Consider the following 16,043-nt stretch of genomic DNA (forward strand, 5'->3'; position numbering starts at 1 on the left):
GGAAGATAGGGCACGTGGAAACAAAACAACTTAATCCATTGATTGAACAATTTCTTGATACTATTTGGTTAGAGCAAGATCTTGCTGAAAATACATTGGCATCTTACCGTTTAGATTTACAATTATTAGATAAATGGTTAGAAGCAAATAAATTAAATTTAGAAAATGTTCAATCAATAGATTTACAATCCTTTTTAGCTGAACGAATTGATGGTGGTTATAAAGCAGCCAGTTCGGCGCGGTTATTGAGTGCGATGCGCCGGCTATTTCAGTATTTTTATCGTGAAAAAATACGCTTAGATGACCCTTCAGCTGTGATTGCTGCACCTAAAATACCTCAGCGGCTACCAAAAGATTTAAGTGAACAACAGGTCGATGATCTACTTAATGCACCCGCAACGGAAGATCCTTTGGAGCTACGTGATAAAGCCATGTTGGAAGTTTTGTATGCTTGTGGCTTGCGTGTATCAGAGCTGGTGGGCTTAACCTTTTCTGATATCAGTTTACGCCAAGGGGTGATCCGTGTTGTGGGTAAAGGTGATAAAGAAAGATTGATCCCATTAGGGGAAGAAGCTATTTATTGGATTGAAAAATACATCCAAGAAGGGCGATCCGATCTTTTAGGTAGTAAAACCAGTGATGTGCTGTTTCCAAGTAAGCGTGGCACGAAGATGACTCGGCAGACCTTTTGGCACCGTATTAAGCATTATGCGGTGATCGCGAATATTGATTCCGAAGCGCTTTCCCCTCATGTTCTGCGGCATGCTTTTGCCACACATCTATTGAACCATGGAGCGGACTTACGCGTTGTACAGATGTTGTTAGGTCATAGTGATCTTTCAACTACCCAGATTTATACGCATGTCGCAACTGAACGTTTGCGCATGTTACATGAGCAGCATCATCCTAGGGGGTGATGTGCATGATAAGGATAATTATGAAACGTAAATTATTATTATGGGCAGCTTGTTTCGCAGCATTCTCTGTGTCAGCCCATGCGGCCACTGATGATAAAATTATCGAAGAAAAACTCGCTAAATATAATTTAGTGGTGGAGTCGATTAAACCATCACCGATTGTGGGTCTGAATACTGTTGATACATCAGATGGCATTATTTATGTAACTGATGATGGTAAATACTTGGTACAAGGCCCTATTTATGATCTTAGTGGTCAGGTACCTGCGAATATTTCCAATCAATCATTGATGAAAAAAATTGAAGCGCTAAAAGATCAAATGATTATTTTTAAAGCGCCAAAAGAAAAGTATGTAGTGACAGTCTTTACTGATATTACCTGTGGTTACTGTAAAAAACTGCATGAATCCGTTGGTGAGTTAAATGAAAAAGGGATTACCGTACGTTATCTTGCATACCCTCGTCAGGGGTTAAATCACCAATCAGCAAAACAGATGGCTTCTATTTGGTGTAATGCTTTACCACAAAATGCGCTCACTAAAGCATTTAAAGGTGATGAAATTGCTATGATTGATGACTGTAAAATTGATCTAAGTAAACACGTTAATTTAGGCCGTCAATTTAAAATGACAGGAACACCCGCAATCGTATTACCCGATGGGCAGCTACTATCAGGCTATTTAGCACCTGATGATCTTTTAAAGATACTTGAACAAAAATAGTTAATTACTGTGAATGTAGAAACCTTTTTGCGTCAGCGCACATTAACCGATGATATCAAAGCACTGTCAGGCTTCCCCGAGATCCTCCAACGTGTATACGCTCATCGAGGCATTACTGATCTTGCACAGTTAGAGCGTAAAGCCTCTAATTTATTAGATTATCGTGCATTATCAGGGGTAGAGAGTGCGCTATCATTACTGTATAGCACATTAGAAAACCAAGGACGTATCACCATCGTGGGTGACTTTGATGCTGATGGTGCAACCAGTACCGCATTAGCTATCCGAGCACTCACCAAAATGGGGTATGTAAACTTAAATTATATCGTTCCTAACCGTTTTGAAAATGGTTATGGGTTAACGCCATTGGTGGTAGAAGAAGCCTATAAACGAGGCACAGATCTTATTGTCACGGTGGATAATGGTATCTCATCCCATGAAGGGGTTGAGGAAGCGCATCGTCTTGGTATTAAAGTTATTGTGACTGACCACCATTTACCGGGAGAACTATTACCTAACGCAGATGCCATTATTAACCCTAATTTAGTCGGTTGCCAGTTTGCTTCAAAGTCGCTTGCAGGCGTCGGTGTTACATTCTATTTGATGTCGGCATTACGAGCCAAACTTCGCCAAGAAGGCTGGTTTGCCCAGCAAGGGCTTAGTGAACCCAATTTAGCTGAATATCTGGATCTTGTTGCATTAGGTACCGTTGCGGATGTGGTTCCACTGGATACCAATAACCGAATTTTAGTGCATCAAGGGCTAAATCGAGTAAGAGCAGGTCGTTGCTGTGCGGGGATCAAAGCATTAATTGAGGTTTCAAAACGTGAATGCTCTCGTTTAGTAGCTAATGACTTTGGTTTTGCCTTGGGGCCTCGTTTGAATGCGGCGGGTCGTTTGGATGATATGTCAGTGAGTATTGAGTTATTACTGACTGATGATATGGCTTATGCACGAGAGCTGGCTAATGAATTGGATGGTTTAAACCAAGCACGGCGAGAAATCGAAGCGGGTATGCAGCAAGAAGCCTCAGTTTTGTTTAACCAAATCGAGTATGGCGATAGCCAATTACCGAATGGGTTAGCGATTTATCACCCTGAATGGCATCAAGGGGTTGTTGGTATCTTAGCGTCGAGGATCAAAGAGCAATACCATCGGCCTGTGATTGCTTTTGCACCAGCGGGTGATGGAACGTTAAAAGGATCTGGGCGCTCAGTCCAAGGTGTGCATATGCGTGATGCTTTAGAGCGCTTGAACACGCTACAGCCGGGGTTGATGCAAAAGTTTGGTGGCCATGCCATGGCGGCAGGTTTAAGCCTTGAAGAAACAAAGTTTGAGTTGTTTAAACATCATTTTGAATTATTGATGGGTGAATTAATTCAACCTGAGCAATTAGCAGGGATAGTGTGGAGTGATGGTGAATTAGCACGCAGTGAGTTCACCTTAGAAACCGCCGAGCTTCTGCGTGAAAGTGGTCCGTGGGGACAATCATTCCCTGAGCCAGTATTTGATGGTCACTTCCAATTGCTACAGCAACGTTTAGTCGGTGAACGTCACCTTAAACTAATATTAGAGCCTGTAAATGGAGGGCCAATGTTGGATGCCATCATGTTTAATATTGATGTGCGCCGTTGGCCGGATAACAGTGTTAAACGCGCTAAAATAGCCTTTAAATTGGATGTTAATGAGTTTAGAGGTCAAAAGAGTGTTCAATTGATGGTGGAACATATTTGGCCTGAATAATTCTCCTTGTTTACTGACTATGATTTATTCCGCTATTAGGTTTTTATGGCGCTATAAATTGCGGGGGAATTCCGATATAATTGACAGTTTGTGAAGAATTCATTCTATTAAATGACCCAACATAAGACATTGAAAAATGACGTTTGAAATTAACCCAGTAAAAAGTAAGATTCAGGACTTGTCTGACCGGACGGTGGTTCTTAGGGGGTATCTTTGACTATGATGCCAAGAAAGAGCGCTTAGAAGAAGTTAACGCGGAGCTAGAACAACCTGATGTTTGGAACGAACCTGAAAGAGCGCAAGCCTTAGGTAAAGAACGTTCCTCACTTGAGGCGATCGTCGATACCATTGATCAGCTAACTCAAGGCATTGAGGATGTTGAAGGTTTACTTGAACTCGCTGTTGAAGCAGATGATGAAGACACCTTTAATGAAGCGGGCGAAGAGTTAGAACAGCTACAACTGAAATTAGAACAATTAGAGTTTCGTCGGATGTTTTCAGGTGAATACGACAGTGCTGATTGTTATATTGATTTGCAGGCTGGTTCCGGTGGTACTGAAGCCCAAGACTGGGCAAGTATGTTAATGCGTATGTATCTGCGTTGGGCAGAATCGAAAGGCTTCAAAACAGAAATTATTGAAGAATCAGACGGTGATGTGGCGGGTTTAAAATCTGCAACAATTAAAATTATTGGCGATTACGCATATGGTTGGTTGAGAACAGAGACCGGTGTGCATCGTTTAGTACGTAAAAGCCCATTCGACTCAGGTGGCCGTCGTCATACATCGTTTAGTTCTGCTTTTATATATCCTGAAGTTGATGACGATATTGATATTGAAATCAACCCAGCGGATTTACGGATTGACGTTTACCGCGCCTCTGGTGCTGGTGGTCAGCACGTAAACAAAACTGAGTCAGCGGTACGTATCACCCATATACCAACTAACATTGTGACTCAGTGCCAGAATGACCGTTCGCAACATAAAAATAAAGATCAAGCTATGCGCCAGTTAAAAGCCAAGCTTTATGAACTGGAAATGCAGAAAAAGAATGCAGATAAACAAGCGATGGAAGAGAACAAATCGGATATTGGCTGGGGCAGTCAAATTCGTTCTTATGTTCTTGATGATTCGCGTATTAAAGATTTACGTACTGGTGTGGAAACGCGTAACACGCAAGCCGTACTGGATGGTGATTTGGATAAATTCATTGAAGCTAGTCTAAAAGCTGGCCTGTGAGGAAAAAATGTCTCAGCAGCAACAACAGGGTGCAGAACAAGCTCCCGATTTGAATAACGAATTAAAGACCCGTAAAGAGAAACTGGTTACTTTACGTGAAAAAGGGATCGCGTTCCCAAATGACTTCCGTCGTGAAATCACTTCTGAGAAGATCCACGCACAATATGATGAGAAATCAGCAGAAGAGCTGGAAGATCTTAATATTGAAGTTTCAATTGCAGGGCGCATGATGACTCGTCGTATTATGGGTAAGGCATCATTTGCAACCTTGCAAGATATGGGTGGTCGTATTCAAATTTATGTTTCTCGTGATGATTTAGCGGAAGGCATTTATAACGAACAATTTAAAAAGTGGGACTTAGGTGACATCCTAGGCGCTAAAGGCCGCTTATTTAAAACCAAAACGGGTGAGCTGACAGTTCATTGTCATGAAGTTCGTTTATTGACAAAAGCACTGCGCCCATTACCTGACAAATTTCATGGCTTAGCGGATCAAGAAACGCGTTACCGTCAGCGTTACCTTGACTTGATCGCGAATGATGAATCACGCCACACCTTTATGGTGCGTTCTAAAATCCTATCTGAATTACGTAATTTTATGGTAGGTAAAGGTTTCATGGAAGTTGAAACACCAATGATGCAGGTGATCCCTGGCGGTGCATCAGCACGTCCATTTGTGACACACCACAATGCACTAGATATTGATATGTATCTGCGTATTGCGCCTGAACTGTATCTAAAACGTTTAGTTGTTGGTGGTTTTGAGCGTGTGTTTGAAATTAACCGTAACTTCCGTAATGAAGGTTTATCACCTCGCCATAATCCTGAGTTCACCATGATGGAACTCTATATGGCCTATGCTGATTACCGTGATTTGATTGATTTGACAGAAGAACTGTTCCGTACTTTAGCGCAAGAAGTCTTAGGGACTACCGTTGTCAAATATGGTGAGCAAGAATTTGATTTTGGTAAACCATTCACTAAATTGACAATGAAAGAAGCAATTTGTAAATATCGCCCAGAAACCAATGTCGCGGATCTGGATGATATGGATAAAGCCGTTGCGATTGCTCAATCTCTTGGTATTAAAATTGAAAATAGCTGGGGATTAGGTCGAGTTCAATGTGAAATTTTTGAAGAAGTTGCCGAAAGCCACTTAATTCAACCAACTTTCATTATTGAATATCCAGCTGAAGTTTCTCCGTTAGCACGCCGTAATGATGATAATCCATTCATTACTGACCGCTTCGAGTTTTTCATTGGTGGTCGTGAAATTGGTAATGGTTTCTCTGAGTTAAATGATGCTGAAGATCAGGCAGAACGTTTCGCTGAGCAGGTTCGTCATAAAGATGAAGGTGATGATGAAGCGATGTTCTATGATGAAGATTATGTTACTGCATTAGAACATGGCCTACCGCCAACAGCGGGCTTAGGTATTGGGATTGACCGTATGGTGATGTTGTTTACTGACAGCCATACGATCCGTGATGTTATTTTATTCCCTGCATTGCGCCCATCTAAAGCTTAATAAGTTTAAAACTTATTATTTCTCAATGAATGCCCAGTTAACATACTGGGCATTATTCTATTTGATCGCCATCAAATTGATTAATTAATAAATCAATACAATTAGTAATTGTTAAATTATTACTTAAATAAAACTATCTGGATAAATGCCTAAAGTGAACGATAGGTGAGCGATGATTAACTATCTATCGATATAGGTAAAAATACTAGGCAAAATAAACTGCTATATATGAACATATAATGTGTATCTTCACTAATGTATCTAATGAAGCAAGATGAATAGATAAAACACATAAATTTATTTTTTTGTTAGAAATTATTTCTGAACTGAAATATTTGAGTTATCTGGATAATCAACCTGTTATCATTATCCTGAACGTAATATGGATTGTTTATTAAATAAAAGTTTCAAATAAGTTTGTTAGATGGTAGTTTTTGCTATAGCTATTTATAAAACTCAAAATAAGAGTTTTTGAGTTATTTTGTTACATGAAAAAATAGTGTGGTGGATTCCAATTTAGTGCTAAGATTAAAATAATTAACCTAAATTTATGAGATGTCTCTATTTCTAGATTGGGGCTTATAGAAAATAGCTAGGTTTTAGCTTACACTAGGTTTCTTGGATGTCATTATAATAGCGAAGAAAAAGTGCTGGTAAGGTAACCATATGTTCTCAAACAATAAATTTTTTGTTGCGTCCTTGCTTTTAGCTGGGACTGCGATGCTCTCTGGCTGTTCTTTGGGCTATAACACGAACAATACAGAAAAAACTCAAGTTACAACTCCAACTACACCCGTTACTGCGCCTGTAGCTGCACCTGCACCTAAACAGCAGCAAATGGATTACGCTTATGCTGATTCGCAAGCAGTTTTAAATACAGCAATCAGTAACAAGCCTATGGAAACAGCGGCAACCAGTTTAAATGATACTGGAAATGAAAAAGAGTCATTTCAACATTTAAATACTTGTATTAAAGAACTTAATGCACTGAAAACTTTGTCACCTAAAGATTACAACCGCTTAGTTGGCTCATTTAAAGAAGTCAGTGAAATTAATCAACTTTATAAACAAGTATCCTCAACGGCGAGCCCAGATACGATTGAATTATTACAAATGGCAATAGAAGCTAAAACAAAAGTGCTTTGTGCCAAAGTGCGTTATAACTCAGTTCTATCAACCGAATCAACTTTGGAAAAAATTAGTGGATTATGAGAATTAACCTAAGACTTTGTGTCTCTTTGGCCATTTTTTCGGCTGCTTTTAGCCAGTTTGCTAAGTCGGATAGCTTTAATAATGTCATTGATGACTTCGATATATACCTGCAATTAGAGCAGGAGGGACAAGTCCCACAAAAGCCATTGAATACTCAAGGTCAAGGTTATGATTCATTTTTATCTTTACCGCTCGCTCCTGAGCCAAAAGAAAAAGCAAAATCTGCGGTAAGTAAAAAAAATACAGGGCAAGCAAAAGGCTCTGTACGTACGCCATCGAATACGCAGAGAGTCGTGAATAAGCAGGTTCAGCCAAAAGTTACGACGCCAAACACCACTACGCCAAAAGAAGTGGCAATGGTGTCTTTGTCTGAATGTCCTATGCCAGAAAACACAGTAGCGCAACAAACGGGTTCAGCACGCCAGTCTTTGCTATTGTCATCTTATCCATATTTATTTGATTCTAAGCAATGGCATCCGCAGTATTTATCACGTGATTTTGCTAAATACCAAATCGTATTAGATCCTTTAGGGCTCTATTCCTCTCGGTTCTCGGCATCATCATTAGCCGACAACGACGCTTATTTGCAACAGCTAGCAGACCTACTTGCTCAGCAGCAAGCAACTCATTTATTTAAATTTGGTGCTGCTCAGGGAGCAGGCCAGTTAATTGCTTATCATCAGCTATTAACAGATAGGCAGTTAGTTGAAAAACTGATTGCACACAATAAGACGGTCGCAGAGTTAAGCCATGCTATTGCTGAAAAACAATTTGAAATAGAACGTATTAATAGCGAGCTAACTGAAAATAAAAATCAAATTGCCTTATTGCAAGAACAATTAAAAGCGACAGATGATAAAGAAACTATCGTATTACTGACTGATGAATTATCGTTAGCCAAAAATACCATCACTGAAAAACAAAATAATTTAGACCTTCTAACTTTACAAAACGAGCAAGCTCAACAAGTCATTAAACAACTTGAGTTAAAACTCGGTGAAAGTGTTAAAGCACAAGCTGTCGCTGAAAGTCAATTAGCAGAAAAAGATAAACAACTTGAACAAGCAAAATTAGAGTTTGAGAATACCCAAAAACAAGTTGAACAATTGACTGCACAAATTACTCAGTTAGAGGCTGATGCAAAAGAGCAAGCTGAGCGCTTAAATAAAAACAGTGATGAACAAGTTAAATTAGTGACTGCTTCACTAAATAAACAACAAGAACTACTGAAGCAAAAAGAAGAAGCTCTGCAATCAGCTCGCGATGAGCTTATAAAACAGCAAGAAGCAGCAAAACAGTTAGAAGATAAATTAAAAATTGCTCAACAGCAGCTTCAAACGCAAAAAGCTGAACAAGAGACGCTGACAAAACAGTATGGCGACAGCCAGCAGGCGCAACAACAGCTGAAAGCCAAACTGGCCGAGAACGAAAACGCGTTTAGCGCGGCACAAGCGCAACTGAAGCAAGCCAATAGCGATGTGGCATAGCTGCAAAAAGAGATCGAGAAACAGAAGCAGTTGATGACGCAAGCCACTGATCAGCAGATAAAAGCCTTGAGTGCTGATCTGGATCAGCAATTGGCTCAATTGAAGCAAAAAGAAGCGGCGTTGCAAAAAGCGGAAGCGGAGAGCCAAGCGACCCGAGAGGCTCTGGCGAAGCAAGATGCGGCGGCAAAACAGCTGACACAGCAAAACCAACAACTGTTGGCTCAGTTAAAAGAGCATGAGCAGCAGGCCAGCAAGCTACAAACTGCCTTGGCGACACAAACAGCGCAAGCCGAGCAGAAGAAAAATGTGGAAGCCGAGCTGAAGGCTCTGCAACAGCAGTTACAGACGCAAAAAGCGGCGCAAGAGGCCGTGACAAAACAGTATGGCGACAGCCAGCAGGCGCAACAACAGCTGCAAGCCAAATTGGCCGAGAACGAAAAAGCGTTTAGCGCGGCACAAGCGCAGCTGAAGCAAGCCAATAGCGATGTGGCGCAGCTGCAAAAAGAGATCGAGAAACAGAAGCAGTTGATGACGCAAGCCTCCGATCAGCAGATAAAAGCCTTGAGTGCCGATCTGGATCAGCAAGTGGCCCAATTGAAGCAAAAAGAAGCGGCGGCAAAACAGCTGGCACAGCAAAACCAACAGCTGTTGGCACAATTAAAAGAGCATGAGCAGCAGGCCAGCAAGCTACAAACTGCCTTGGCGACACAAACAGCGCAAGCCGAGCAGAAGAAAAATGTGGAAGCCGAGCTGAAGGCTCTGCAACAGCAGTTACAGACGCAAAAAGCGGCGCAAGAGGCCGTGACAAAACAGTATGGCGACAGCCAGCAGGCGCAACAACAGCTGCAAGCCAAACTGACCGAGAACGAAAACGCGTTTAGCGCGGCACAAGCGCAGCTGAAGCAAGCCAATAGCGATGTGGCGCAGCTGCAAAAAGAGATCGAAAAACAGAAGCAGTTGATGACGCAAGCCTCCGATCAGCAGATAAAAGCCTTGAGTGCCGATCTGGATCAGCAAATGGCTCAATTGAAGCAAAAAGAAGCGGCGTTGCAAAAAGCGGAAGCAGAGAGCCAAGCGACCCGAGAGGCACTGGCGAAGCAAGATGCGGCGGCAAAACAGCTGACACAGCAAAACCAACAGCTGTTGGCTCAGTTAAAAGAGCATGAGCAGCAGGCCAGCAAGCTACAAACTGCTTTGGCGGCACAAACAGCGCAAGCTGAGCAGAAGAAAAATGTGGAAGCCGAGCTGAAGGCACTGCAACAGCAGTTACAGACGCAAAAAGCGGCGCAGGAAGCGCTGACAAAACAGTATGGCGACAGCCAGCAGGCGCAACAACAGCTGCAAGCCAAACTGACCGAGAACGAAAAAGCGTTTAGCGCGGCACAAGTGCAACTGAAGCAAGCCAATAGCGATGTGGCACAGCTGCAAAAAGAGATCGAGAAACAGAAGCAGTTGATGACGCAAGCCACTGATCAGCAGATAAAAGCCTTGAGTGCTGATCTGGATCAGCAAGTGGCTCAGTTGAAGCAAAAAGAAGCGGCGTTGCAAAAAGCGGAAGCGGAGAGCCAAGCGACCCGAGAGGCACTGGCGAAGCAAGATGCGGCGGCAAAACAGCTGACACAGCAAAACCAACAGCTGTTGGCTCAGTTAAAAGAGCATGAGCAGCAGGCCAGCAAGCTACAAACTGCTTTGGCGGCACAAACAGCGCAAGCTGAGCAGAAGAAAAATGTGGAAGCCGAGCTGAAGGCACTGCAACAGCAGTTACAGACGCAAAAAGCGGCGCAGGAAGCGCTGACAAAACAGTATGGCGACAGCCAGCAGGCGCAACAACAGCTGCAAGCCAAACTGACCGAGAACGAAAACGCGTTTAGCGCGGCACAAGCGCAGCTGAAGCAAGCCAATAGTGATGTGGCGCAGCTGCAAAAAGAGATCGAGAAGCAGAAACAGTTGATGACGCAAGCCTCCGATCAGCAGATAAAAGCCTTGAGTGCCGATCTGGATCAGCAAATGGCCCAATTGAAGCAAAAAGAAGCGGCGTTGCAAAAAGCGGAAGCGGAGAGCCAAGCGACCCGAGAGGCACTGGCGAAGCAAGATGCGGCGGCAAAACAGCTGGCACAGCAAAACCAACAGCTGTTGGCACAATTAAAAGAGCATGAGCAGCAGGCCAGCAAGCTACAAACTGCTTTGGCGACACAAACAGCGCAAGCTGAGCAGAAGAAAAATGTGGAAGCCGAGCTGAAGGCACTGCAACAGCAGTTACAGACGCAAAAAGCGGCGCAAGAAGCCGTGACAAAACAGTATGGCGACAGCCAGCAGGCGCAACAACAGCTGCAAGCCAAACTGACCGAGAACGAAAAAGCGTTTAGCGCGGCACAAGTGCAACTGAAGCAAGCCAATAGCGATGTGGCACAGCTGCAAAAAGAGATCGAGAAGCAGAAACAGTTGATGACGCAAGCCTCCGATCAGCAGATAAAAGCCTTGAGTGCCAATCTGGATCAGCAAGTGGCTCAGTTGAAGCAAAAAGAAGCGGCGTTGCAAAAAGCGGAAGCGGAGAGCCAAGCGACCCGAGAGGCACTGGCGAAGCAAGATGCGGCGGCAAAACAGCTGACACAGCAAAACCAACAGCTGTTGGCTCAGTTAAAAGAGCATGAGCAGCAGGCCAGCAAGCTACAAACTGCTTTGGCGGCACAAACAGCGCAAGCTGAGCAGAAGAAAAATGTGGAAGCCGAGCTGAAGGCACTGCAACAGCAGTTACAGACGCAAAAAGCGGCGCAGGAAGCGCTGACAAAACAGTATGGCGACAGCCAGCAGGCGCAACAACAGCTGCAAGCCAAACTGACCGAGAACGAAAAAGCGTTTAGCGCGGCACAAGTGCAACTGAAGCAAGCCAATAGCGATGTGGCACAGCTGCAAAAAGAGATCGAGAAACAGAAGCAGTTGATGACGCAAGCCACTGATCAGCAGATAAAAGCCTTGAGTGCTGATCTGGATCAGCAAGTGGCTCAGTTGAAGCAAAAAGAAGCGGCGTTGCAAAAAGCGGAAGCGGAGAGCCAAGCGACCCGAGAGGCACTGGCGAAGCAAGATGCGGCGGCAAAACAGCTGACACAGCAAAATCAGCAGTTGCAAGAGAAGTTAAAGAGCAATGAATTGCAAGCAATTAAGCTTCAGGCATCACTAGTTGCACAAACCGCCCAAGTGGAGCAGAAGAAAGCGTTAGAGTCTGAGCTGAAAGAAGTACAGCAACAGTTACAAGCTCAAAAAGCTGAAATAGAAAAGCAAAATAAAGAACGCGAGCAGCAAGTTAAGCGTCTTGAAAGCGATGCAGCTAATAAAGCGAAACAAAGTGCTGAATCTGATAAGCAATTAGCTGAGGCGAATAAACTGATCAGTGCATTGAAACTTGATGCTGATAAATTAACCTCAGTCAATGCACAATATAAAGCTCAGAGTGCTGAGTTGGAGCAACTGAAAAAGCAGCTCGAAGATAAGACTAAGTTACAGCAAGAGTTGACGACTGCGAAAGAACAGTTGAAAAAGCTTCAGTCTGAGCTGGAAAAACAAAAGTCTGTTATACCTGATGAAGCATTGAAATCGCAGATTATGGATCTCAATAAAAAGGTTATGCAGTTGCAAGATGAGAATGACAAATTAAAAGCGAAGTCAGCGACTTCTTCGGGTAGCCCGATTTCAGTTAAGCCTGTAGCGAAACAACCAACAGAGAAAGAACTGACTGCAATAGCTCAAGAGAACGATAAACGTAATCAGAAGATAATTGCTGAGATCACCCAGCAAAAATATAGCAAGTTGGATAGCTTTACTTACTATAAGATCTTACAAAAAGGTAAGCCTATTGCGAATGTGAAAAATAAAAATATCACATTTATTATGAGGGAGCAGCTAACAGATGGAACGGTAACTGTAATGTATACCGACAAAAACCCTGTTACATTACCTTATAGCGAACTACCTGTACCACTTAACTCATTTATTGAAAAAGCGGGTGAGGGTGGTGTGGTTAAAGTTTATATTAAACCTGAAGGTGGTTATGGTGTGAAAGGTATACCAGGGCAAATACCACCTAATTCAATGTCAATTATTGATCTGAGAATTATCAGTGCAAAATAATTAGTGGCATCAAAAAGGTTGTTTACTGAATTAAGTAAGCAGCCTTTTTTTTCGTCTATATGATCACAGATTGTTGTGCTTAGGGCTGGTTTAAGCTTGTTTAAAAGGCGTTTTTGTATAAGAAGAGTACTGTAGAGAGAGGAGGGATATTTGCCTTTCTGCCAGTATATAGAAGTCTACAACTGACAGGGCATGTGTCGCTTGAGTGAATTATATATTAACTCATTATTGAGATGGCGTGCGCGATTTGCTCGGCGTGTAACCAAAACGTTTACGATAGCTTTGTGTAAAATAAGATTGGCTTGAAAAACCCGCTTCCATTGAAATCTCGACAATGCTCATCTGAGTATTTACCAATAATTGATGTGCATACATAATTCTTTTCTCGCTGATCCATGAACGTGGTGAAGTGGCATAAACGTTATTAAATAATTCTTTAAAAGTCGTTAACCCCATACCGAATGATTTTGCAAACTCAGTCAGTTTCCATTCTTTTAAAAAATTATTCTCCATAAAATTTTGCAAACGTTCTGCTTGACGATTACTTAGTTGCCTTAAACTAGACAATAGCTGTGAACCTTGTTCGCTATAAGACAGCAATAACAAAAATTCAGAGATTCGCAATGTTACCATTAGGCGTGGATATTCTTTATTAACAATCGCCTTAAAACTATTTTTTAATTCATCAATAATGGTAGATGTTGTAAACCTAATCACATCATGACTCGTGTTATCGGTACGTTCAATTTCACTCAAATGACTGCCATAGAGATTAATAAATTCACGTAAAAACTGATCCTCTAATGAAACCCACAGAAACTCACATTCAGATCCATTATCAGGGATCTGTAATGCATAAGAGCCCTGTTTATGATAAAGAATATCACCAGTATTCAATATTTCTATTGCCGTAGGGCTTTCCCATACTAGCGTGCCTCGTTCAATAACTATCAGTCCTTTGGTTGGTTGTTCAATAATTGAATGTGGGTTCCCTTTATTAATAATCATTTTTTTTATACGCCGATTCGTTACATCATAATCATTTTGCATAATATGTCCCAAATGTTAATTTTCATTGCTTAAATGTTGACTCTTTTGATTAAAAGTTAATATTAAATACTGAATAATTTTGGGTGTATGAAATATAAATTCAGTATTATCTGATTGATTGAAATTATATAAAGCGACTTTTTTTGTGTCACAGATTAATTCTAAATATTAATAAATATTTCCAAACCCCATCTGTTAGCATTAATGACTTTTTATTGATTGTTAATTGACCTATTGGTGTTTTTTTATTTTTAATATACTAAAAATATTACTTTTATAGTTATAAATTTTTAATAGTGTGCTTTGGGAGTACAAAATAGATATGAATAAAATTCTGCTATTAGGAGGTTTTTTGATCTAAACGCAGGAATTGACCATTTTCCGTATATTACAGGAAATTTTAGGTATGGTTTTTGTTGTGATTATTATCGGAAAAAGTATTGTTTATTAAAAATATTAATGCTTGTGTTTGTTAACTATGTTATTAATTAAAATAATTTATCGTTAATATAAAAATAATTTATTTATGTGCGGCTAAATGCTCAATTATGAGATGTACATCTTATTTATTGAGTGTATTTATCGTGCTTATCATTTTTAATGAATAAATATACATAGATTTTAATTATTAGTTATTGAGGGGTACTACTTTTTAGAAAAACGTCATTCATGATTGAGTTAGCCCATGCAAGAGAATGCACTCATGACAAATATCCTATAGACACAAGATTTTCTTTGACTAAAAATGATAAATATATATAGAGAAATCAATACTATCTGAGCAATATAGTAAATGAATATTTTAAATATTACTTAATGGTTAATTATCAGCCAACATAATGATTATGTGCATTTGTTTGCATAGTGTTATGAGATAAATAAACTGAATTTAAGAATTAATAGTACAGAATAAATGGTTAATTTTTCTTCGATGATGAGTTTGTTTTTTGTTGTTTTTGCGGAAGTTCAGGGAGCGGCCTTCTATCATCTAATAAATGGCGTATTGCTAATATAGGATGGCGAAGTAACATTTTTGGACCAGACCAGCGCATCACCACTTTCATTTGCTCACGCATTTTAGGCTGATAACAATGTATAGGACATTGTTTACACGCAGGTTTATTCTCTCCGTAACGGCATTTTTCAAGGCGATTAATGGCGTATTTATACAATTGTTGATATTGGTCAGGGAAGTCTATTGTTGCAGGATGTGACTTCTCATAGATAAGGATCATTTTTTCGATTGTTTTAATTTCTCTTTGTATTCGTTTGCCGGCCATTTTGCTATCCGATAAAGAGATATATAAGATACATTTAATATACAACTTATTTGGAAGGATAGAAAGAGTTGATTTATTCATATCAAATGTAAAATGGCATAAGTGGAGACTTATGCCATGATAACTAACGCTATTAATCTAGGTAAAATACTCTGACATAATATATGTGAATTTTATGTTGCAAATAAACCAATCATGCAACAAATGAATTATGTAACCAGATGATTACCTAGTAAATGGATTGCTAACCTTTACTTGCTGATTGCATTATTTTTTGCATTTCGTCTTTTAGATGCAATTTTTCTTTTTTCAGTTTAACAACTTGCTCATTATAGCCTGCGCCTGAAGGGCCTTCTAGCTTACTGATTTCTTTATCGAGCTGATGGTGTTTTTCATAAAGGTTTTGAAAACGGGGATGTGTTGATACTAACTTTGAAACTAAATCTTGATCTGTAGATAACATACTACCTCCTCAGAATGTATTAAGCCTCAATGTCAGTATAAGCCCTGCACATAATTTGTGCATTAGAACGAAATGGAATTTACATATTTTTTATCTGATTTATGATCACTATACTAAAATTAGTTATGATGACTTAACTTCAAATAGTTTTTTTGAGTGTTTTTACGTAATTTTGAAATTAAGAATTATCTATGATGTAAAAAGCAGTATTTTTAACTTATTCTATAGGAAGTTATTTATTTTTCTGATTAACTTTGTTGCACTTAATAGGATTTTAT

General features: G+C 40.5%; 11 protein-coding genes. 8 read left to right on the plus strand and 3 right to left on the minus strand.

Translation table 11 applies throughout. From position 1 onward, the window contains the following. Positions 1-14: 14 nt before the first annotated feature. The 8 genes from xerD (at position 15) to M1E96_RS06285 (ending at position 12,972) form a co-directional block, all read left to right on the plus strand. Complete coding sequence (gene xerD / locus M1E96_RS06250) at positions 15-917, plus strand: site-specific tyrosine recombinase XerD (RefSeq protein ID WP_272580120.1); 903 nt, start codon at positions 15-17, stop codon at positions 915-917. Between the two features lie 20 nt (positions 918-937). Beyond that, positions 938-1,639: a bifunctional protein-disulfide isomerase/oxidoreductase DsbC gene (gene dsbC / locus M1E96_RS06255; RefSeq protein ID WP_070925311.1), complete on the plus strand. Its 702-nt coding sequence runs from the start codon at positions 938-940 to the stop codon at positions 1,637-1,639. Positions 1,640-1,666: 27 nt separating this feature from the next. After that, a complete protein-coding gene (gene recJ, locus M1E96_RS06260; RefSeq protein ID WP_233445651.1) occupies positions 1,667-3,382 on the plus strand; it encodes a single-stranded-DNA-specific exonuclease RecJ in 1,716 nt (571 codons plus the stop codon). Positions 3,383-3,518: 136 nt separating this feature from the next. Next, a protein-coding gene (gene prfB, locus M1E96_RS06265; RefSeq protein ID WP_139158610.1) for a peptide chain release factor 2 occupies positions 3,519-4,620 on the plus strand; the annotation gives its coding sequence in 2 pieces (ribosomal slippage) (positions 3,519-3,596 and positions 3,598-4,620; 1,101 coding nt in all). Positions 4,621-4,627: 7 nt separating this feature from the next. Continuing rightward, positions 4,628-6,148, plus strand: a complete 1,521-nt coding sequence (lysS, locus tag M1E96_RS06270) for a lysine--tRNA ligase (protein WP_070925313.1) — start codon at positions 4,628-4,630, stop codon at positions 6,146-6,148. A 666-nt stretch (positions 6,149-6,814) separates the two neighbouring features. Further along, entirely contained in the window at positions 6,815-7,360 is a 546-nt protein-coding gene (locus M1E96_RS06275; RefSeq protein WP_369427427.1) for a hypothetical protein, read from the plus strand. Further along, the gene (locus tag M1E96_RS06280) at positions 7,357-8,847 is read left to right on the plus strand and encodes a hypothetical protein (RefSeq protein ID WP_369427428.1); all 1,491 of its coding nucleotides are present in this window, start codon (positions 7,357-7,359) and stop codon (positions 8,845-8,847) included. Before M1E96_RS06275 ends, M1E96_RS06280 begins: the two co-directional genes overlap by 4 nt. A gap of 33 nt (positions 8,848-8,880) precedes the next feature. Then, positions 8,881-12,972 carry a hypothetical protein gene (locus M1E96_RS06285; RefSeq protein ID WP_369427429.1) on the plus strand — a complete coding sequence of 1,364 codons (4,092 nt, stop codon included), beginning with the start codon at positions 8,881-8,883 and terminating at the stop codon, positions 12,970-12,972. Between the two features lie 225 nt (positions 12,973-13,197). Here the strand turns inward: M1E96_RS06285 and M1E96_RS06290 are convergent, their stop codons facing one another. The 3 genes from M1E96_RS06290 to M1E96_RS06300 form a co-directional block, all read right to left on the minus strand. Then, complete coding sequence (locus tag M1E96_RS06290) at positions 13,198-14,022, minus strand: helix-turn-helix transcriptional regulator (RefSeq protein ID WP_369427430.1); 825 nt, start codon at positions 14,020-14,022, stop codon at positions 13,198-13,200. Between the two features lie 917 nt (positions 14,023-14,939). Further along, positions 14,940-15,302, minus strand: a complete 363-nt coding sequence (locus tag M1E96_RS06295; RefSeq protein WP_272581248.1) for a nitrous oxide-stimulated promoter family protein — start codon at positions 15,300-15,302, stop codon at positions 14,940-14,942. A gap of 244 nt (positions 15,303-15,546) precedes the next feature. Beyond that, positions 15,547-15,765, minus strand: coding sequence for a DUF465 domain-containing protein (locus M1E96_RS06300; protein ID WP_140183047.1), 219 nt, complete (start codon positions 15,763-15,765; stop codon positions 15,547-15,549). Between the last annotated feature and the right edge of the window lie 278 nt (positions 15,766-16,043).

The organism is Providencia sp. PROV236 (assembly GCF_033676985.1).
Taxonomy (GTDB): Bacteria; Pseudomonadota; Gammaproteobacteria; order Enterobacterales; family Enterobacteriaceae; genus Providencia; species Providencia manganoxydans.